Annotated in this window: 15 protein-coding genes; 7 read left to right on the forward strand and 8 right to left on the reverse strand. The window is 70.1% G+C overall.

Features of this window, described 5'->3' with window-relative positions; translation table 11 throughout:
• Nucleotides 1-120 precede the first annotated feature (120 nt).
• The 3 genes from IEY88_RS11150 to IEY88_RS11160 are packed head-to-tail and all read left to right on the forward strand — an operon-like array spanning nt 121 to nt 2,008.
• The gene (locus tag IEY88_RS11150) at nt 121-1,209 is read left to right on the forward strand and encodes an MFS transporter (protein ID WP_268241226.1); all 1,089 of its coding nucleotides are present in this window, start codon (nt 121-123) and stop codon (nt 1,207-1,209) included.
• Nucleotides 1,209-1,628 carry a Dabb family protein gene (locus IEY88_RS11155; protein WP_189154616.1) on the forward strand — a complete coding sequence of 140 codons (420 nt, stop codon included), beginning with the start codon at nt 1,209-1,211 and terminating at the stop codon, nt 1,626-1,628. The genes IEY88_RS11150 and IEY88_RS11155 overlap by 1 nt, the downstream gene beginning before the upstream one ends.
• Nucleotides 1,628-2,008, forward strand: a complete 381-nt coding sequence (locus IEY88_RS11160) for an ester cyclase (RefSeq protein ID WP_189154617.1) — start codon at nt 1,628-1,630, stop codon at nt 2,006-2,008. The genes IEY88_RS11155 and IEY88_RS11160 overlap by 1 nt, the downstream gene beginning before the upstream one ends.
• Here IEY88_RS11160 and IEY88_RS11165 read toward each other — a convergent pair.
• Nucleotides 1,989-4,604: an ATP-binding protein gene (locus IEY88_RS11165; RefSeq protein WP_189154618.1), complete on the reverse strand. Its 2,616-nt coding sequence runs from the start codon at nt 4,602-4,604 to the stop codon at nt 1,989-1,991. The two genes, IEY88_RS11160 and IEY88_RS11165, sit on opposite strands and share 20 nt — an antisense overlap.
• Before the next feature lie 147 nt (nt 4,605-4,751).
• On the opposite strand from IEY88_RS11165, the gene IEY88_RS11170 reads away from it, so the two are divergent.
• The 3 genes from IEY88_RS11170 to IEY88_RS11180 all read left to right on the forward strand — a co-directional run bounded on the left by IEY88_RS11170 (nt 4,752) and on the right by IEY88_RS11180 (nt 8,418).
• Nucleotides 4,752-6,614 (forward strand): protein-arginine deiminase family protein, encoded by a 1,863-nt coding sequence (locus tag IEY88_RS11170; RefSeq protein WP_189154619.1) that lies wholly within the window; start codon nt 4,752-4,754, stop codon nt 6,612-6,614.
• Nucleotides 6,615-6,679: 65 nt separating this feature from the next.
• Nucleotides 6,680-8,050, forward strand: coding sequence for a M14 family zinc carboxypeptidase (locus tag IEY88_RS11175; RefSeq protein WP_189154620.1), 1,371 nt, complete (start codon nt 6,680-6,682; stop codon nt 8,048-8,050).
• 92 nt (nt 8,051-8,142) lie between these two features.
• A complete protein-coding gene (locus tag IEY88_RS11180; protein WP_189154621.1) occupies nt 8,143-8,418 on the forward strand; it encodes a hypothetical protein in 276 nt (91 codons plus the stop codon).
• Between the two features lie 3 nt (nt 8,419-8,421).
• On the opposite strand, the gene IEY88_RS45055 is transcribed toward IEY88_RS11180, so the two are convergent.
• The 3 genes from IEY88_RS45055 to IEY88_RS11190 all read right to left on the reverse strand — a co-directional run bounded on the left by IEY88_RS45055 (nt 8,422) and on the right by IEY88_RS11190 (nt 12,350).
• Nucleotides 8,422-8,547 (reverse strand): hypothetical protein, encoded by a 126-nt coding sequence (locus tag IEY88_RS45055; RefSeq protein WP_268241227.1) that lies wholly within the window; start codon nt 8,545-8,547, stop codon nt 8,422-8,424.
• A gap of 93 nt (nt 8,548-8,640) precedes the next feature.
• Nucleotides 8,641-10,446, reverse strand: a complete 1,806-nt coding sequence (locus tag IEY88_RS11185; RefSeq protein WP_189154622.1) for a ricin-type beta-trefoil lectin domain protein — start codon at nt 10,444-10,446, stop codon at nt 8,641-8,643.
• Between the two features lie 47 nt (nt 10,447-10,493).
• The gene (locus IEY88_RS11190) at nt 10,494-12,350 is read right to left on the reverse strand and encodes a discoidin domain-containing protein (RefSeq protein ID WP_189154623.1); all 1,857 of its coding nucleotides are present in this window, start codon (nt 12,348-12,350) and stop codon (nt 10,494-10,496) included.
• Nucleotides 12,351-12,449: 99 nt separating this feature from the next.
• Between IEY88_RS11190 and IEY88_RS11195 the strand changes: the two genes are divergently transcribed.
• Nucleotides 12,450-13,463, forward strand: coding sequence for a LacI family DNA-binding transcriptional regulator (locus IEY88_RS11195; protein WP_229693278.1), 1,014 nt, complete (start codon nt 12,450-12,452; stop codon nt 13,461-13,463).
• Here IEY88_RS11195 and IEY88_RS11200 read toward each other — a convergent pair.
• The 4 genes from IEY88_RS11200 to IEY88_RS11215 all read right to left on the reverse strand — a co-directional run bounded on the left by IEY88_RS11200 (nt 13,449) and on the right by IEY88_RS11215 (nt 19,015).
• On the reverse strand, nt 13,449-13,910 hold the full coding sequence (locus IEY88_RS11200) for a hypothetical protein (protein WP_189154625.1): 462 nt from the start codon (nt 13,908-13,910) through the stop codon (nt 13,449-13,451). The genes IEY88_RS11195 and IEY88_RS11200 overlap by 15 nt on opposite strands.
• Nucleotides 13,911-13,951: 41 nt before the next feature.
• Nucleotides 13,952-14,389 (reverse strand): hypothetical protein, encoded by a 438-nt coding sequence (locus IEY88_RS11205; RefSeq protein WP_189154626.1) that lies wholly within the window; start codon nt 14,387-14,389, stop codon nt 13,952-13,954.
• Nucleotides 14,390-14,429: 40 nt separating this feature from the next.
• Nucleotides 14,430-16,679: a glycoside hydrolase family 95 protein gene (locus IEY88_RS11210; protein WP_229693279.1), complete on the reverse strand. Its 2,250-nt coding sequence runs from the start codon at nt 16,677-16,679 to the stop codon at nt 14,430-14,432.
• A gap of 206 nt (nt 16,680-16,885) precedes the next feature.
• Nucleotides 16,886-19,015: a DUF8189 domain-containing protein gene (locus tag IEY88_RS11215; RefSeq protein WP_189154628.1), complete on the reverse strand. Its 2,130-nt coding sequence runs from the start codon at nt 19,013-19,015 to the stop codon at nt 16,886-16,888.
• Nucleotides 19,016-19,030 lie beyond the last annotated feature (15 nt).

The following is a 19,030-nucleotide window of genomic DNA, read 5'->3' on the forward strand; positions in this document are numbered from 1 at the left end:
ACCCCCGCCACCTACGTACCCACGCGATCTACGTAACGACCACCGACGCGAACGCCCCCACCCGACCCCCAACCTAGGAGCGTGACAACACGAACTGCGCCAACGCGTACGGCCCGGGCGGTGGTCCTGGCCTCCGCCACTCTCACGATCATGGCCGCGGCCATCATCGCCCCGAGCCTGCCCGCGATGGGCGAGGTGTACGGCGAGGGGGTGATGGTCAGGCTGGCCCTGACCATCACCTCGCTGGCCATCGCGGTGAGCGCTCCGCTGGCGGGCCTCGCCGCCGACCGGACGGGCCGCAAGCCGTTGCTCACCGGCGGTCTCGTCCTCTACGCGGTGGCGGGGACGGCGGGCTACTTCGTCACCAGCCTGCCGGTCCTGCTCGTCACCAGAACCCTGCTGGGTCTCGCGGTGGGCGCGGTCATGACCGCGGTCAGCGCCCTGATCACCGACTGGTTCGAGGGCCCCGAACGCGGCAGGTTCCTCGGCTTCCAGCAGGCCGCGGCGAGTCTCGGCGGGGTCGTCTTCCTGCCACTGGCCGGTGTCCTGGCCGCCACGGACTGGCGCCTGCCGTTCTGGCTCTACAGCGTCGCCGCGTTGATCGCCCTGGCCGCGGCGACGGGTCTGACCGCGGAGCAACGCACCCGGCAGCAGCCGACGGCACCCACGGCGTTCCCCAGGAAGGCCGTCGGGATCTACCTGATGGCCTTGGTCGCGACCCTCGTGTTCTACATGGCCCCCACGCAGCTCCCGTTCCTGCTGCGTGACCTGGACGCGAGCCCCACCACGATCGGGTTCGTGATCGCGGGCAGCACCCTGACGAGTGTCGTGGGCGCCCTGGTGTTCCCGAAGCTGAGGACCACGAGGATCACCGCCATCAGCGTCGCGTTGCTGGGCGTCGGCTGGTTGGTCATCGCCTCGGCCAGCGGGGTGGTGCTCGTGACCGCGGGCCTGTTGATCGGGGGGTTCGGTGTGGGGCTCGTGGTGCCGAACCTCAACACGCAGCTCGCGAACAGCGCCGAACCTGGCCAGCGGGGCCGCGTCCTGAGCGGGCTGGTCGCCGGCATCTTCCTCGGCCAGTTCCTGTCACCGCTGGTCGTCGCACCACTCATCGACACGACGAGCATCGCCGGCGCGTTCGGCTGGACCGGTGCCGTCACCACCATCGCAGGGGCGGCTCTCGCCCTGGGGAACAAGGAGAAGAACTGATGATCTACCACGGCAACCGCTTCACCCTGCGGGAGGACGCCTCGCCCGAGCAGGTCGAGGAGGCGCTGGAGAGCCTGCGCAACCAGGGCCGCGTGATCCCGTCCGTGAGGTCCTTCGTGGTCGGCCGCGACTTCGGCGGCGAGTACGAGTGGGGCGCCACGTTCGTCATCGAGGACCTGGACGGGTACTGGGAGTACCTGATCCACCCCGCGCACCGCAACACCGACCGCGTCGGCCTGCCGCTCGTCGACAAGTTCGTCTCGTTCGACATCACCGACGACGAGGACCCCGAGATGGGCGCGAAGATCTCGGCCCTGCACCAGAAGCGGTACGACAGCGACCCCGAGCTCACGCGGCTCGTGTCCGACCTCGGTGAGTACACGGGCAGTGCTGCCCCCGGCCAGCACGGGGACAAGTGATGAACGACCTCCTGCAGTCCTGGATCGACCTCTGGAACGGCGACCTCGCCCAGGCGGAGCGCGTCGTCCGCGAGGACTTCGTCTGGCACGTCGCCCCGCTGACCGGTGGCCCGTCGCAGGACCACACCGGACGGGACGCGCTGGTCGAGTGGGTGCGCGGCTCCCACGAGGCCATGCCCGGCCTGAGGTTCACCGTCGAGGTGGGGCCGATCTCGCAGGACCCGTTCCACGTGGTCCGCTGGCTCGCCGAGGCCGGCGAGATCTCCTTCCACGGCACGGACGTCCTGCGCGTCGAGGACGGCCGGATCGCCGAGTACTGGCTCAACGCGGACGGTCTCTGGGCGGCTCAGCAACTCGGGATCATGCCGAGGACGAGCTGAACAGATCGGCCAGCTGACGGCGTGAGTTGATGCCCACCTTGCGGAAGATGTTCCGCAGGTGGGCATCGACCGTGCGAGGGCTCAGGAAGAGCCGCGCGGCGACCTCCTTGGACGTCGCCCCGGTCGCCACCAGCCGCGCGATGTGCGTCTCCTGCATCGTCAGCTCGTCGGTGGCCTGCGCGGAACGGCCGCGCGCGACCTCGCCGGTGGCCTGCAGCTCCACTGCCGCACGAGCCGCGAAGGCCTCCATTCCCATGCCGGACAACAGCTCGTGGGCGGTCCGCAGCTGTACACGAGCATCGACTCGGCGCCCGGCGCGGCGCAACCACTCGCCGTACAGCAGGTGCGCGCGAGCGAGATGGGGCCGCGCCGCGCTCGACTCCAGCTGCCGCACGGCGAACAGGTACGACTCCTCCGAACCCGTGACGAGAGCCTCCGAACAGGCCGCCACACCGGAAGCCCACGAGGTCTCGCAGGGCGAAGTGCGGGAAACCAGGTCCTCCAACGCCTTCGCGGCAGCGTCCATCTCGCCGCACCGCACCGCCGCCTCGACCAGTTCGGGCAACGCCATCCCGGCGAGGTAGAGATCGCCGGGCGCGACGGCCTCCCGGGCAGCGGCCAGTGCCGCCGGATAGTCGCCAAGACCGTTGTGCAGCACGGCCGATGCCCAGTGCGTGTTCGCGACCAGCAGCCCTTCTCGCCGCGAAGCCTCCCGCAGCGAGTGCTCGATCTCCGCCAGCACCGCCTGCTCCTGTCCGCGGAACGCCGCCAGGTGCAGCCGCTGATAACGCAGCGGCGGCATTCCCACGGCATCGGCGACGGCCTCCTCCTCGGCGATCGCGGACACCGCCTTGCCGAAGTCGCCGGTGATCACCGCCCCGGTGGCCAGTTGCGCGAGCCCGAGCCGCAGCACGAACGGCGACCCGGCCTGCTGCCCGGTCCTCACCAGCCACCCGGTCACCAGCGAGTGCACTTCGGTGTCCCACAGCTCACCCGCGAGAATCGTGGCCAGCGCGGGATGCCGGGTCCACGCGTCGCCGGAAAACACCTGACGCAGCAACGGAACGGCGGTCCGGTGTCCCTCGTCCGCGAGGAGCACCAACGCCTCCAACGCATCCGAGCCACGCTCGAGCCCACGAGCCTCGCGCACCACGGCGTCCATCACGCCACTGGGCCGCCCGAACGCGAGCGCGATCTCGAACGCGTCCAGCACGCAGTCGCGAGCAGCGGCACCGGTCATCCGCCGAGCCGCGTTCAGCACGAACGACGGCCCGTTGTTGGACTTGTTGCGGACAAAGGCAATGCGTCCCCGCAACAGATCCGCCCGCGGGTCGTCGGCGGAGAACGTCGTCAGCAGCTCGGCCGCCACGTCGACCGCGCCCGCGTCCAACTTGGCCTGGGCGGCGGCCAGGGTGCGCCCGGCTCGAAGCTCGGGAGACAACGACAACGCCGCCGCCCGCTCCAGAAACGCCGCTGCGGCAGCGACTCCACCCCGGGAGCGCGCACGGTCGGCGGACAGCTCCAGCTCGGCCGCCAGCGAGTCGTCCGGCCCGGTCCCGGCCTGCGCGCGGTGCCACACCCGCCGGTCCGGATCGGCCGACGGATCGGTCACGGCGGCCAGCGCGAGGTGGACGGCCTGCCGTTGAGCAGGAGAAGCCGCGAGGTAGACGGCCGACCGCGCGAGCGGATGGCAGAACCGCACCCGCGTCGAGATGCTGACCAGCCCGGACGCCTCGGCCTCCACCCCGGCGGACGCCACGTCGATGCCGAGTTCGGCCGCCGCGGCCCACAGCAGCTGCGGCTCCCCGGTCGGATCGGCCCCGGCCACCGTCAGCAGCAACCGGGCGTCAGCGGGCAACCGGCCGGCGCGGTCCTGGAAGCTGCGCTCGATCCGGCTCGGCACCGACGCCACGTCCGGCAGCGCGAAACCACCCGCCCTGGGCAGTTCCAGCAACGCCAACGGGTTCCCGCGCGCCTCGGCGAGCAGCCGCTCCCGCACCTTGTCGTCCACCACCGCGGACGCCAGCAACGCACGGGCCTCGGCGTCCGGCAGCCCTCGCAGTTCCAGCCCGGGCAGCTCGTCCAGCCGCGAGCGCGCCCACGGCCGTCGCGCGGCGAACACGAGCACCACCGGTTCGGAGGCGAGCCGCCGCCCGAGGAACGCGAAGACCTGCGCGGACGCCTCGTCGAGCCACTGGGCGTCGTCCAGCAGGCACAGCACCGGGTCCCCGCCGCCGAGCAGCTCCAGCGTGGCCATGCCGATGCGCAGCACGTCCGGCTTCCCGCTCGCCAGTCCGAACGCGACCTCGAGCGCCTCCCGGTGCTGACCGGTCAGCGAGTCCATCAGGGGAGCGCACAGCTGGTGCAGTGCCGCGAACGGCAGCTCCGTCTCGAACTCCGACCCGGACGCCTCCAGCACGCGGAACCCGGCGGCCGACTCCCGCACGCGGGCGAGCAGCGCGCTCTTGCCCATGCCCGCCTCGCCGCGCAGGACCAGGGCACCACCACGCCCGTCCAGAGCGGCGGTGAGCATCCCGGCGAGACAACGGATCTCGTCGTCACGTCCGAGGAGCGACGGTGATGTGAGCGCGTCCATGACATGCACGCTATGCGAGACCCGAACGGCGCCGTCACCCGTTCGGCCCACAACCTGAGGCGGATGCGTAGTCACCCGAAGGCGGATGCGTCCGCGATGACCGGATCTCTAGCCTGGCGAGCACATGATCACGAGGGGGAACTTGTGATGAAACGCTTTGCGGCGGCCACCGGTGTGGCCGTACTGGCGAGTGCGATCTTCACGGGGGCGCCGGCCACGGCGGCACCCGGAGCGACGATCCTGGCGGACACCAACAGGAACGGCACGGCCGACTGGGCGGACCAGGCCGGCAAGGGGAGGTGGACTCCGAACCGGGGCGCGATCTTCCTGCCCAACCTGGACGACGACGCCCGGCGCTGCAAGGTCACCGAGGAGGACCTGAAGAACAGCGCGGTCGAGGTCGACGAGCGGCTCGCGGCCTGCAACGACGCCCAGGACGACGTCCTGAACGGCCCGCAGGACGCCCAGGACTTCGCGCCGCTGCGCACGATGCCGCGCAACACCGGCCAGGACGGCACGGTGTCGCTGGCGGCGGGGGAGGGCAGGTACGCCCGCCTCTGGGTGGAGCGCGCCGGCACGTGGATCTCGCTCGGCGAGAGCGGCACGCTCACCGCCGCCGAGCTTCGCAAGGGCGCCAGGCTGGGCCTGGAGGGCCGCGACGTCATCCGCGACAAGGCCGTCTGGAACGGCACCGTCACGGTGACGCTCGAAACCCGCGGTGGCAGGGACTCGGTACAGCTGCGCGTGGCACCGCTGATCCTGCAGAACGACCTGAAGGCGCCGAGCAAAGTCGTGACCTCGAAGCCCGCGCTTCCCGAACTGGGCGCGGGCTACGACGAGTTCGTCACCGGCCTACGCTCCGCGATGAAGGCGGCGAACCTGACCGAGGACGCGCTGCGGGCGATCCCCGAGGTCGACCGGTGGTTCCAGGACATCTTCGAACCCACCACGGCCAGCATGCCGGGCCCGAACGGGAAGCCGCACGTCGTGCGCGTGCTCCTGCGCAGCGCCAACTACTTCCCCGGCATGGAGTGGGAGGGGCAGTACTACCCGCCGTCCCTGCGCGCCGCCGGACGGGTCGCGTTCAGCGCGCTGCGCGGTCCGGACGTCGGGGTGGTGCAGCAGTTCACCACCCAGCGCGGCCCGGCCGTCGACGACAGCCTGAACTCCACGGGCAACTACGAGAGCCTGCCGCCCCACCGGGGTCACCCGCTCGGCAGGCCGCTCTACGGCAGCACGGCCGAGCGCATGCCCGACCCGACGTTCACCACGCTGATCGGCTCGCAGTACGCGGAGCCGGTCGTCATCGACACGTCGTGGCTCGCGGTCGGGCACTCCGACGAGACGGTGCACGTGATCCCGGCGCGCAACCCCCGCGGCTGGACGCTGATGGTCGCCGACCCGAGGCTCGCACTCGACGTGCTGCGCCAGGCCACAAAGGACGGTCACGGCTCGGCTCCGCTGTTCGAGGGCACCAGCGAGAAGATCAAGCCGACCGTCGACCAGGTGCTCGCGAACCCGGAGTTCCTGGAGCAGAACGAGACCGCGGCACGCAACATCGACACCCAGCTCGCGGTTCTGACCAGGGAGATCGGCCTGGCCGACCGCGAACTCGTGCGGGTCCCCGTGCTGTTCGACCAGTTCACCTGGCAACAGCTCGACGCGGCCGCGCTCAGCGCGTCCGGCCGGATCACCCACGCCCAGGTGGAGGACCTGCGCGACCGGATGCGAGCCGGTCAGGCCCCCAGCACCGTGTACGTCGCGCTCACCGCAGGCATTCCCAACGGCATCTCACTGGGCGGCGGCGTGTTCGGCGCACCCGACCCGCACGGCCCGAGGGTCGACGGAATCGACCTGTTCAAGCAGAAGACCGAGCAGGCGCTGAAGAACACGCCCGTCAAGCTGAAGTGGGTCGAGGACTGGGACTTCCTGCACAAGGGAGCCGGCGAGGTGCACTGCGGCACCAACGCGTTCCGCGAGCCGACGAGGGCCGACTGGTGGCGCGCCTGACCATGATCACGGCGCTGAGGTTTCCAATCGGCCGAACACATGGCTCTACAGGGGGTTCTCACATCATGAAGCAGCGAAGGCTGAGTCTCGCACTGGCAGGTGCCGCCAGCGTGGTCTTCCTCGTCGGCACGTCGACGGCCGCACCACCGCAGCCCGTCGCGGTGCAGGAAGGCCCGACGTACGTCTACCGCGTCCCGGCACCGTTGGGGGAGAAGGCGCAGGACCTGCTCGCCCGCGGGTTCGACGTGCTGGAGCAGCGCGACGGCGACGACCTGTTCGTGCTCGGCTCGAAGACCACGCACACCAGGCTCGCCGAGGCCGGGTTCACCGGCCAGGTCGAGTCGGTGATGGCGCCACCGTCCGCCGAGCTGAAGACGCGCGGTTACGGCATCACCGAGACGTACTACGGCGGCTACCGCACGATCAGGGCGCACTACGCCCACCTCGACCAGGTGGCGCTCAGGCACGCGCGCCTCGCGACGGTCGTCGACTACGGCGACTCGTGGCGCAAGACGCAGGGCGCCGGCGGCCACGACCTCAAGGCCATCTGCATCACCAGGAAGGGCCCCGGCGATTGCCGGCTGACGCCGACGGCCAAGAAGCCGCGGATGTTCGTGTCGGCGCAGATCCACGCCCGCGAGATCACGACCGGTGACATGGCGTGGCGCTGGATCGACCACCTCACGCAGGGCTACGGCAAGGACGCCGAGGTCACGTCGCTGCTCGACTCGACAGAGGTCTGGGTCGTGCCGATCGCGAACCCGGACGGTGTGCGGATCGTCCAGTCCGGTGGCGACTCGCCGAAGCTGCAGCGCAAGAACGGCAACTACACCAACGGTCCCCGCGAGTGCCCGACGACCGAGGACCCGAACGCGCAGATCGGCGTCGACGTCAACCGGAACTTCGACGCGCAGTGGGGCGACAACGGCACGTCGGCCGACCCGTGCCACCAGGTCTACCGCGGTCCGAAGGCCGACTCCGAGGTGGAGACCAGGGCGCTGGAGAAGCTCTTCCGCGGCCTCTTCCCGGACACGCGCGGCCCCGGCCTGACCGACCCGGCCGACCCGAAGACGCGCGGCATGGTCATCACCATGCACTCCGCGCTCAACGTCGTGCTGCTGCCGTGGGGCTACACCACCACGCCGTCGCCGGACGACGGGCCGCTGCGGGCGATGGCCAGGGACATGGCCGGGCTCGCGGGCGCCGACTGGCGGTATGGCCAGCCCGGCGAGCTGCTCTACACCGCGGGCGGCTCGATCGACGACTGGGTCTACGGCGAACTCGGCGTGCCCCACTACACCTGGGAGATCGGCAACTGGCAGGGCGACTGCGCGGGCTTCCTGCCCGCCTACTCCTGCCAGGACGGGCACTGGGCGAAGGTCAGGCCGATGCTGACGTACGCGACGAAGAAGGCCGCGAACCCCTACGGCGGCTGATCGTGGTTTGCCTGGAGGGAGACGGGGTAGCCGGAGGCGCGTCAAGCAGCCGGCGTACCCCGTGCCCCCGACTGTCCCAAGGTGGCGACCACATGCGCTTCAGCCCACTGCACCAGGCCATCCGCGACGCACTCGCCCTGCTCCGCGTCACGGCGGGGGCGGATCTCGCCGACCGGGCGGAGCAGGCACGCAGGCGGCTGGCCGAGGCCGTCACGGCTGTGCCCGACGCGCCCCCGCGGGCGCTGACGCACATCGCGGAGGCGGACGAGCACCTCGAGTACGGCGAGCTGGCGGAGGCACGCAGGTCGCTGACAGCGGCCCGGCGTCTCGTGCCCGGCCACCTGTCGGTGGTGCCGGCCAGGGCGTGAGGCTCAGTCCGGCGGCTCGCTCGGGTCCTCGGCGGGCTCCTGCGGCACCTCGGGCTCCTCGACGTCGAGATCGTCGAGGCTGGGCGTGCCGGGGGAGTGCGGCGCTTCGGGGTTGATCGGATCGGTCATGCCGCCTGGTTACCCGTGCGGCACGACCTCATGCGTGACGGTTCTGAGGAAGGGCCGGTGCCCGCAGTCTTCGGGCACCGGCCCTTCGCTCACCTACGCGGGCACGGTCCACCGCTGGTTCGCCCCGCCCGTGCAGGACCAGATCTGCAGCTTGGCGCCGTCGGCCGTGTTGTTGCCTATGACGTCGAGGCACTTGTTGCTGCCGACGTTCACCAACGTGCCGCCGGACGCCGTCCAGCGCTGGTTCGGACCGCCGAAGCAGTCCCAGAGCTGCACCGCCGTGCCGTCCGCCGTGCCGTTGCCCGTCACGTCGAGGCACTTGCCGAGGCCGCGCACCGTGCCGTCGGTGCCGAGGGTCCACGTCTGGTTCGGGCCGCCGAAGCAGGACCACAACTGCGGCAGGTTCCCGTTCGTGGTCGACCCGTTCGTGACGTCGAGGCACTTGCCGCCCAGGCCCGTGATGGCGCCGGTGCGGCCGGGCTGACCGGGGTCGAGCGTGCCGGGCCAGGTGAACGTCGCCATCGCGCCGGCAGGCAGGGTGTAGCCGAACGTCTGGCCGCTGTAGGAGACGCGGAAGTTCTGCTGGCCGCCCGTGTTCAGCGCGACGAGCACGATCCGGCCGTCCGGGTTGCGGAAGGCGACGTTCTGGACGCCGCCGTCGCCGAAGCCGGTCGAGTCGATGCGGACCGCGCCAGGCTGCACGAACTTCGACAGGTGCCCGAGGACGTAGTACTCGGCGTTGTACGTGACGTCGTTGCCGTTGGTCCTGACCACGCCCGTGCAGTTGGTGCAGCTGCCGATGACCGGGCCGTTGTTCTGGTCCAGGGCCATGTTCCAGATCGCCACCGACCGCGCGTGGTTGCGCGTGGCGCCGATCGCGAGGTTCATGCCCTGCCAGCGCAACGTGTCGCGGAACGTCGACGCGTCGTCGCTCGACCTCGTGCCGGAGCACTCCGTGAAGAACACGTCCTTGCCGGGCTGGTTGTTCTTCACGATGGACTGACGGCTCGGGTCACCGCCGTAGCAGTGCCACGCGGATCCGATCACGTTGGCGCCCGTGCCGTTGTTGACGGTCTGCGCGTAGTCGACGTTGTCCCAGTTGTGGTCGTACCCCAGCAGACGGGCTTGCTCGCCGGCCGCGCGCAGCTTCGGCACCAGGGTGTTGATGACGTTGACCTGCTGCTGGGGCGACATGTACATGCCGGGGTAGCCCGGCGGTTCGAAGAGCGGCTCGTTCTGCACGCTCATGTAGTCGATCGGGATGCCCGCGGCCCGGTACGCCTGGGCGAACTTGACCAGGTAGTCGGCGTAGACGCCGATGCGGCTGTCGTTGAGCGAGCCCCGGATGAGGTTGTTGTTGTTCTTCATCCACGCCGGGGCGCTCCACGGCGTCGCCATCACGGCGAGCTGCGGGTTGAGCTGCTTGGCCTGCTGCAGGAGCGGCAGGATGTAGGCGTTGTCGTGCGCGACGGAGAACCGCGACAGCGACGGGTCCGCAGCGCCGTCGTTGTAGGTGTAGAAGCTCCGCGAGAAGTCCGTCGCGCCGATCGGCTGCCGGATGAAGCTCATGCCGATGCCGGTGGTCTTGTCGAACAGGTTGTTCATGATCTCGTTGCGACGCGGGGAGTTGAAGATGTTCCACGCCGCCGCGTCGGTGAACGACGCGCCGAAGCCGACCATGGACTGGTAGGTGGAGTTGGGGTTCACGGTGATCGTCGACCCGGTGCCACCCGAGCCGAACGTCACGTCACCCTGCTGGCGCAGGAGGTGGGAGCGATCCGCGGTGGTCAGCCAGACGCTCGCGTTGGTCGCGGCGGTGGCGACGGGAGAGACCAGTGTGCTTCCCGCCGTCACCACGGCGGCCGCGATGGCGATGCCACGCAGGCGTTTTGTCATCATTGACATAAGCGCTCCTTGCAGGGGTTTGGGCGCCCGATAACAGATGTTCAGTTGTAGAGCCGGAAGTCGGCGATGCTCCACCAGTTGCTCGCGGCCCCGGTGGACGTGATGCGGACGTGGCGCGCGCTCGTGCGGCGGACGTCGATGTTCGTCAGCTGCCCGATGCCCTGGCCGGACGCGATCGCACGCCAGGTGGTGCCGTCGTCGCTGACCGACAGCTCCCAGTGGCGCGCGTAGTCGCCCAGGTTGCCGCCGGAGTCCACGGCGACGCGGCGGAAGTCCTTGCGGCGCCCCAGATCGACCTGCAGGAGCTGGCCGGGAGCCTGGGAGGCGTTGTTGGACCAACGGGTCGACGCGTCGTCGTCGATCGCGAGCGCGCCGTCGGGGGAGGCGGTGGCACCGGCGAGCGAGACGGCGTCGAACCTGCTCTTGTGCCGGCCGGTCCACGTGAACGTCGCGAGCGCGCCGCCGGGCAGGGTGTACTCGAACGTGCGGTCGCCGGCGTTGACCGCGAACGAGCGCGGGTCGTCGTGCTGGTTGTGCACCACCAGAGCCGTGGAGCCGTCCGGGTTGCGGAACGCGGCGTCCATGATCTGGCCGTTCCAGCCGGTGGTGCCGAACGACGTGCTGGCGATCCGGCGCGCGCCGGGCTTCACGAACTTCGAGAGGTGGCCGATCGTGTAGTACTCGGCGTCGGTGACGACCGACCCGTCCGGCTGCACGGTGACGAGACCGGTGCACGTGCCGCAACCGCCGTTGTGCGGCCCGCCGGTGCTGTCGAGCGCGATGTTCCAGTTCACCGCGCTGCGCGCCCAGTTGCGGGTGGTGCCGAGCACGACGTTGCGGGCGTGCCAGCGCAGGGTGTCGCTGAAGACCTTGGCGGGCGGGTCGGTGGCGCTCTTGGAGCCCGAGCACTCGGTGAACCAGATCCCCTTGTCCGGGAACGTGTCGCGGAGCTCGGTCTGCGCGCCCGGGTCGCCGTAGTAGCAGTGGTACGCGGTGCCGGCGAGCCACTTCGCGGCCTTGCTGTTCAGGATCTGGTACGGGTAGTCGGCCTCGGCCGAACCGTCGTTGGGGTGCGTGGCCCAGTTGTGGTCGTAACCCAGGATCTTCGTGCGCGGGCTGGCGAGCTCGAGCTTCGGGCCGAGTGCCTCGATCACCTTGATCTGCGCGGCGACGGGCATGTCCGTGCCGGGGTAGGCGTCAGGAGTGCGGTTCTGCGGTTCGTTCTGCACGGACAGGAAGTCGATCGGCACACCGGCCCTCGCGTACGCCTGCACGAACTTCACGAGGTACCGCGCGTAGGCGTCGTAGATCCTCGGGTCGTCCTTGAGCTTGCCGCCGACCAGCGAGTCGTTGTCCTTCATCCACGCCGGCGGGCTCCACGGCGTGCCCATGACCTTCAGCCGCGGGTTGAGGCGTTTCGCCTCGCGCAGCAACGGAAGGATCTTCGCCTCGTCGTGCCGGACGCTGAAGTGCCTGAGCGCGAAGTCGGTCTGCCCGGCCGGCACGTCGTCGTAGGTGTAGTGCTGGGCGGCCGCCGTGAAGTCGGACGAACCGACGGGCTGGCGCAGGAAGCTGACGCCGATGCCCTGGACGGGGTCGAACAGCTTGCGCATGGTCTCGGCGCGGACGGCGGGCGCGAGGCCCGCGAGCAGTTCGGCCGACGAGTCCGTGATGGACGCGCCGAACCCGTCGACCTCCTGGTAGCGGCGGCCGGGGTCGACCACGATCGTCGGGTGCGCCGACTCGCTCGTGCCGAACGCGACGCGCGGGCGTTCGTGCATCAGCTCCGCGCGGTCCGGCGTGGTGACCCACACCCGCACCTGCGGTGAGCTGGAAGCTTCTGCGGCCGGCACGGCGGTCAGCCCGAGCACCAGCGCCACGATCGCGGTTCGTCTCATGTAACACCCGTTCATCACTGTGAAACAGCAGCTTTCAGGATGAAACACCCGGTCGTGCCGACGGTCAATGGTCTGGAGGATTTCCGGTACATTGACCAGGTGGAACGCAAGATCGAACACGTGAAACAGCGCGCGAGCGTCCGGGACATCGCGGCGGAGACCGGCGTGTCGATCGCGACCGTGTCGCGCGTGCTGAACGATCACGCCAGTGTGGCGCCGCGAACCCGTGACCTGGTGCTCCAGGCCGTCGAACGGCGCCGGCAGGAGACGCCGGCGAAGGTCAGGACCGTGTACGTCCGGTGCCCGTACGTCCTCACCGACTACTTCGGCCTGATCGTCTCCTCGATCGCGGAGACGCTGAAGCTGCGCGGCTTGCGCATGCTGCTGGACGCGGGGGAGTCAGGTCAGCACAGCGCCGCCCTGCGCGGCCTGACGGACCAGGCCGACGTCGACGGCGCGATCCTCATCCTGCCGCCGGAGGAGGGCGGCGAGCTGGTGGCGTTGTCCCGCGCGGGATACCCGTTCGTCGTGGTCGACCCGCGCGTCCTTCCGTTGCCCGACATCGCCTCCGTCTCCGCCGCGCACTTCGCGGGAGCCCGTGCCGTGGCCGACCACCTCATCGAACTGGGGCACCGCGACATCGCGGTGATCGCCGGGCCGGAGGAGTGGCTCGCCGGTGACGCCCGCCTGGCCGGCCACCGCGCGTCCCTCGCCCAGGCGGGGGTGCTGCTGACGCCGGACCGCCTGCGCCACGTCGAACCCACTGTCGCGCACGGAGCGCGAGCGGCGGTGGAGTTGCTTGCGCTGGAGCCCAAGCCTTCCGCGATCGTCTGCTTCAACGACAAGGTGGCCGTGGGCACGTTGCAGGCGGCGCGTGAACGGGGCCTGCGCGTGCCGGAGGACCTGTCGGTGGCCGGGTTCGACGACATCGACCTGGCGGAGGCGACGAACCCGCGGCTGACGACGGTGCGGCAACCGTTGCAGGAGATGGGGAGCATCGCGGTCACGCAGCTGATGCGGGTGCTGGACGGGCACCGGCCGGAGGCGCTGCACATCGAGCTGGCGACGACGTTGGTGGTCAGGGACTCGACGGCGAGGCTAGAACAGCGCTGACCGCGAATGCACGACCCCCCACATGCGGCGCTCGGCGTGAGTGAGCACGTACAACTGCCTGCTTCGCTGCCGGGCGGCTTCGACGCAGGGGTTGCCGCACCGATGAGTCACCACGACACGTTCCCGGCCCACTTCCATGGACAGCGTCATCTCGTAGAAGTCGTCGTCGCACGCTTTGATCTCGACCACGAGAGCCGAAGTCCCGGACCCGGTGTGGAACAACGTCTGAGCGTTCTTCGCCTCGAGGGAGGGACGCCACGCCGCGCACAGGATCAAGACGGTCAACGGGAACAGTTCCCACAGCAGGACCCCCTGCCACGACGTGCCCGGGAAGAAGAGCAGGGCGGGGAGTGCCAGAGCCGAGAGGATCGAGCCCAGGACGAGGATCTCCCTGCCCATCAAGGGAAGCCTCTTGGCCAGGTGGACTTCGGTGAGGCTCGTGGTCATTCGCTGATCGTAGAACGGCCGCTACGCTCCGTGTGCGGGTTTCAGTGAACGACCGCCCACGTGCGCACGACGGGATCGACGAGAACCTCGAGGTGCTGCTCACCCTCGTAGCGATCACAGCGGTGGTGCACCTGGAACCCGCCACCCGACGGGATCCACAGCGTCAGCTCGTGGCTGACGGTCTCACCGTCGTCGTGCCTGGTGCTGTCGAGCACCTCGGCGACCACCGCGGTCGCCCTGGCGCGCAACGCGGCGGTCTCCTTGGCGGACTCACCCGCCGTCGCCCAGAGCGCCAGCATGAGGACCACGACGACGAGCATGGCCAGTTCCCACAGCAGGATCGCCCACCACGGCTCGTCCGAGAAGGCGAGCACGGCCATGCCGCCGGCCACCGCGGTGATCGTGAACCCGGCGAACACGCGCTGCGCGAGGGCCGAACGCGGGCTCGTCAGGCTGACTTCGGAGGGGTTCGGGGCCACCGGCTGATCCTAGAACGCCGGTGCCCCCGAACCCGGCCGTTCACGGGCGGAGCGTCACCGACTGCCCCTTGTGCAGCTTGACCTTCTTCTTCCACCGGCCGAAGCGCACCTCGGTCTCCGTGCCGCCGACGCTGCGGACGGTCGCGCTGGTGACCTTGCCGTCCCTCCACGCGAGGTCGACGGTGAAGCCACCGCGGGCACCGATCCCGGTGACCGAGCCGGTCTTCCACGCCGAGGGCAGCGCCGGCAGCAGTTCGATCACGCCGGGGCGGGCGTACAGCAGCATCTCCAGCATCGCGGCCGGAGCACCCAGGTTGGCGTCGATCTGGAAGATCGCCCGGTCGCCGAAGCTGTACATGTCGAACAAGTTCGGCGCCGTGCCGTTCGCGTGGTCGATCGACGGCCGGATGACCTTCAGGAACAGCTCGTACGACCGGTCGGCGTCCTTCAGGCGTGCCCAGCAGGCCGCCCGCCACGCGAGGCCCCAGCCGAAGCTCTCCATGCCGCGGGTGATCAGGTGCTGCCGCACGCCCTCGACCACCGCGGCGGGGGAGTCGTCGCGGTTGACGCGGTCACCGGGGAAGAAGCCGACGAGCGGCGACAGGTGCCGGTGGGTGGTCTCGCCGAGGTCGTCGGGCGACATCCACTCCTGCAGCATGCCGGTCTTCGGGCTGACGACCGGCAGGTACAGCTTCTCCCGCAGCGCCGACATCCTGCGGCCGTAGGACTGGTCGCGGCGCAGCACGTCCGTCGCGATCCGGTACTTGCCGAAGAGGTAGTGCACCAGCTCCTGGTTGTAGGTGTTGCCGCGGGTGTCCTGCGGGCCGTGCTCCGGCGACCAGTCGTGGTCGTCCACCAGGCCCTGCGGGGTCTCGACGAGCCGGGCCTCCCAGAACTCGCAGGCGCCCTTGAGCAACGGGTAGATCTTGGCCAGGTAGTCGCGGTCGAGCGTGTACTCGTAGTGCTCGAACAACGACATGCACAGCCACGCGTTGCCGCCGGGGTGCCACCACCAGCCGCTGCCGCCGTAGATGTTGGTGGAGAAGGCGACCGCCCACCCGGCCACCCGATTGTTGGTGTTGCGGAACCGGTTGCGCTCGTCCTGGTAGACCGACTGCGTGGTGTTCGTCCACGCCGGGAGCTGCGCCAGGCAGTAGTTCGCGAGCGCCTCGAACGTGTCCGAGAGCGCGGCCCGGTCCGCGAGCCAGTAGCTCATCTGGATGTTGATGTCGGTGTGGTAGTCGCTGTACCAGTCCGGGTTGTTGTTCGACAGCCACAGGCCCTGCAGGTTGATCGGCAGGTTGTCGCGCGAGCCCGTGATGGCGAGGTAGCGGCCGAACTGGAGGTAGCTCGCCTCCAGCTCCGGGTCGGGCGTTGTGCTCGAAGCCCTTGCCCGCAAACGGGTCCACGTGTCCATCGCGCGCTGGGCGTCGGTGGAACGGCCGAGGTCGACCTTCTGCCGGTCGTACTTCTTGCGGTAGTCCGCGACGTGCGTGCGCAGCAGGGCGTCGGCCTTGGCTCGCACCCCGGCCTTCCGCAACGCGATCTTCGCCGGTTCTACCAGCGGGTCCATGAACCCGGCCGAGGCGTCCGGGACGTAGTTCGTACCGCCGGAGAACACGATCACGAGATCCGAACAGCCGGTGAACCCGAGGTTCGCACCGTCCACAGTGACCGTTCCGTCAGGACTGAACGCCGTGACGACGCCGCTGTACGCCAGCTTGTTCGGCAACGAGCCGGTGAAGACGGCCGCGGTGTGCGGCGCGTCGCCGACGGTCGGCTCACCGTGTGCGCCGGTGAGGGTGATCGTGCCGGACTGGTCCGGGCCGGTGAGCCGGACGATCACCACGTCGTCGGGGTGGCTCGAGAAGACCTCGCGCCGGTACTGCTTGCCGCCGTGGGTGTACCTCGTGGTGACGAGGCCGTTGCTCAGGTCGAGCGCGCGGCGGTAGTTCGTCGCACCCGCGTGGCCCGGGACGTCGACGTAGAGCTTGGCCAGCATCGAGAACGTGCCGAAGTGCGTCGGGTCGTACGGCAGCTGGCCGTCGCCTTCGAGCGCGTCGTTGAGCTCGCCGGTCCAGAGCGTGACGTCGGTCAGGTACAGGAAGTCCTTCTCGACGCCACCGCCGACGAGCGCGCCGAGGCGGCCGTTGCCGATGGGCAGCCCCTGCTCGATGATCTTCGCCTCGTCGGCGGGAGCGGGGTACCAGAGGGTGGTCGGGTCGGCGGCGAGCGGGTTGCCGGCCGGCCGCTGGGGTTCGGCGTGGGCGGAGAACGTCGGAAGGACCATGGCTCCCAGTCCTAACGCTCCGGAGGCCTTCAGGAAAGTGCGGCGTGAGGTCATCGGTGTGCTCCGGGGAGGTGTGCGGTGGCCGTCGGCGAGGGGTGGCGAGCGCTCGGCGGCGGGTGCGCGGTGGGCGTCGGCGAGGGGTGGCGAGCGCTCGGCGGCGGGTGTGCGGTGGGCCTGTTCATGAGGTGCTCCTGGAAGCCGGCGGGTCAGGGGGCCGTCAGGCCGGCCACGTGCACGGCGTCGTCCGGCCCGCGCACGGCGACCCACGTCGAGCCGTTCGCACCGGCCACCCCGCCGACCGCGCCGGTCAGCGCGTTGCTGACGAACTGGTCGCGCCTGGTCCACCAGGTGCCCGCGCCGCCGACGAGGTCCTGCTGCCACAGCGTGTAGTCGCTGCCGCGCACGAAGACGTTGACCCGGTCACCGTTGGCCACGGCCGTCGGGCTGCCGCTGATCACGCCTCCGAGCGAGGTCCACGCGGACCAGCCGTTCGCGGTGCGCCTGCGGTACCAGGCGGAGTCGTCCTGCAGCCGGACCGTGACGAACGTGCCGGACGCCACCGTCGCGGCGGAGGGCCTGCCGTAGATCTGCTGGTTGCCGGGCGAACCGGCCGACGTCCAGGTGCTGGTGTTCTTGTCGCGCGTCCACACGCGGCCGTCGGCGCCGCGGCCGAACAGGCTCCAGCTGTCCGGTCCGGTGAACGCCACCGACACGGAGTCGGTCAGCGAGCCGCCGAGCGAGGTCCAGCCGCCCCACCTGCCGTTCGCGAAAATCCGGTGGTACGCCACGTTGTCGGTGCCGCGGACGAACAGGTCGATGCGGCCGTCCGGGCTCGCGAACGCGGACGGCTGACCGAGGACCTGGCCGCCCCGCGGCCCGCCGAGCACGACCCAGCCGCGCCACTCGCCGTCGACCATCGAACGCTGAGTGAGGCGTCCTGACCTGTCCCGGGCGAAGGTGGCCAGGTTCCTGTCGTCCCAGCGGATCAGCGCGGGGCTGGCCGAGGTCTCGCCGCCGAGGTCGGTGCCGGGGACCGCGGTCTCGCCGCGCAGCTTGAGGAACGCGGTGCCGTGCGCGGGAACCGTGACGGTGTACGTGCCGGTCGCGGTGCCGCGGTCGGCGCGGGCGCGCAGGTCGCGGACGGCGACGCTGCCCTGGAGTCCGGTATCGGCGAGGTCGACCGTGAACTCGGCCGGCCGGTCGTTGCGGTTGAGGACCGCGACGGCCCGTTCACCCCTGCCGGACAACACCTTGCTGTAGACGTCGACGTTGTTCGAGCCCGCGACCCGGACGCCCTGGATGGCCAGCGGGTCCTGGTCGACCGCGATGATCTCGGGGTTCTTCAGCGTCTCGATCATCGACGGCGGCAGCGTGCGCGGGTCCGACCCGATGATCAGCGGTGAGGCCATCACCGACCACATGACGAGCTGCGAGGTCGACTCCTCCTCGTCGAGCTCGTACGTGCCCCGCTCGGTCTTGCGCATCGGGATCAGGTAGTCCGGGTCGTTGTAGTGCCTAGGTCCCTGCGCGCCGGGCCGGTAGAGGTTGCGGTCCATGTTGCGCAGCACGTCGCGCCAGATGCCCTCGTACGGCGTTCCGAACGCGACGTCCGTGCTGGTGCGCCACGAGTCGCCGACGCGCGGCCCGTACGTGTAGGCCACGTAGGCGGTCTGGTCCCAGCGGTGCGGCACGCTCCACTCGTCGGTGACCGGGTTGCAGAGGTTGAGGATCATCTTGCGCCCGGCCTTCCGCACCGCGGCGGAGAACTGCGTGAAGGCGACGGCCGGGTCCATGTTCTGCGCGATGCCGCACAGGAAGTCGACTTTGACGGCGTCGAACTTCCACCCGGCGAACTGCCTCGCGTCCGCCTCGTAGTACCCACCACCGCTGCCGGCGGCGCAGTTCTTGCCGTCCCACGCGCCCGCGTCGGTGTAGATGCCCGCCTTCAGCCCCTTGGCGTGCAACGTGTCCACCAGCTCGGTGAACCCGGACGGGAACCGCGCCGGGTCGGGCACGAGCGAGCCCTTGCCGTCCCGCGGCGGGCTCGCGTTCCACCCGCCGTCGATCCACACGATGTCGTACCCGGCCTTCGCCAGGCCGCTGCTCACGAGGTGGTCGGCGACCCCGAGCACCTTCTCCTCCGACGCCGCGCCCCCGGCGAAGTAGGAGTTCCACCCCATGTACGGGGTGCGTGCGAGGCCGGAGTCGTAGTAGGTGGGCGCGCCCTGGTCGACGCCCGCGTGTTCTACCGGTGCGGACGGTCCGGCGGTGGCGACCGCCGTGGGCGCTGACAGCGTTAAGGCGATGGTGGCCACGGACAGCAGGGTTCTCGGCATACCCGTACCTCTCGT

This window comes from Lentzea pudingi (genome assembly GCF_014646255.1).
GTDB classification, from domain to species: Bacteria; Actinomycetota; Actinomycetes; order Mycobacteriales; family Pseudonocardiaceae; genus Lentzea; species Lentzea pudingi.

Bases quoted from the DNA above. Each gene is read 5' to 3' on its own strand.
- IEY88_RS11155 (WP_189154616.1), top strand. From the start codon at position 1,209: ATGATCTACCACGGCAACCGCTTCACCCTGCGGGAGGACGCCTCGCCC.
- IEY88_RS11160 (WP_189154617.1), top strand. From the start codon at position 1,628: ATGAACGACCTCCTGCAGTCCTGGATCGACCTCTGGAACGGCGACCTC.
- IEY88_RS11165 (WP_189154618.1), bottom strand. From the start codon at position 4,604: ATGGACGCGCTCACATCACCGTCGCTCCTCGGACGTGACGACGAGATC.
- IEY88_RS11170 (WP_189154619.1), top strand. From the start codon at position 4,752: ATGAAACGCTTTGCGGCGGCCACCGGTGTGGCCGTACTGGCGAGTGCG.
- IEY88_RS11175 (WP_189154620.1), top strand. From the start codon at position 6,680: ATGAAGCAGCGAAGGCTGAGTCTCGCACTGGCAGGTGCCGCCAGCGTG.
- IEY88_RS11180 (WP_189154621.1), top strand. From the start codon at position 8,143: ATGCGCTTCAGCCCACTGCACCAGGCCATCCGCGACGCACTCGCCCTG.
- IEY88_RS45055 (WP_268241227.1), bottom strand. From the start codon at position 8,547: ATGACCGATCCGATCAACCCCGAAGCGCCGCACTCCCCCGGCACGCCC.
- IEY88_RS11185 (WP_189154622.1), bottom strand. From the start codon at position 10,446: ATGATGACAAAACGCCTGCGTGGCATCGCCATCGCGGCCGCCGTGGTG.
- IEY88_RS11190 (WP_189154623.1), bottom strand. From the start codon at position 12,350: ATGAGACGAACCGCGATCGTGGCGCTGGTGCTCGGGCTGACCGCCGTG.
- IEY88_RS11200 (WP_189154625.1), bottom strand. From the start codon at position 13,910: ATGACCACGAGCCTCACCGAAGTCCACCTGGCCAAGAGGCTTCCCTTG.
- IEY88_RS11210 (WP_229693279.1), bottom strand. From the start codon at position 16,679: ATGGTCCTTCCGACGTTCTCCGCCCACGCCGAACCCCAGCGGCCGGCC.
- IEY88_RS11215 (WP_189154628.1), bottom strand. From the start codon at position 19,015: ATGCCGAGAACCCTGCTGTCCGTGGCCACCATCGCCTTAACGCTGTCA.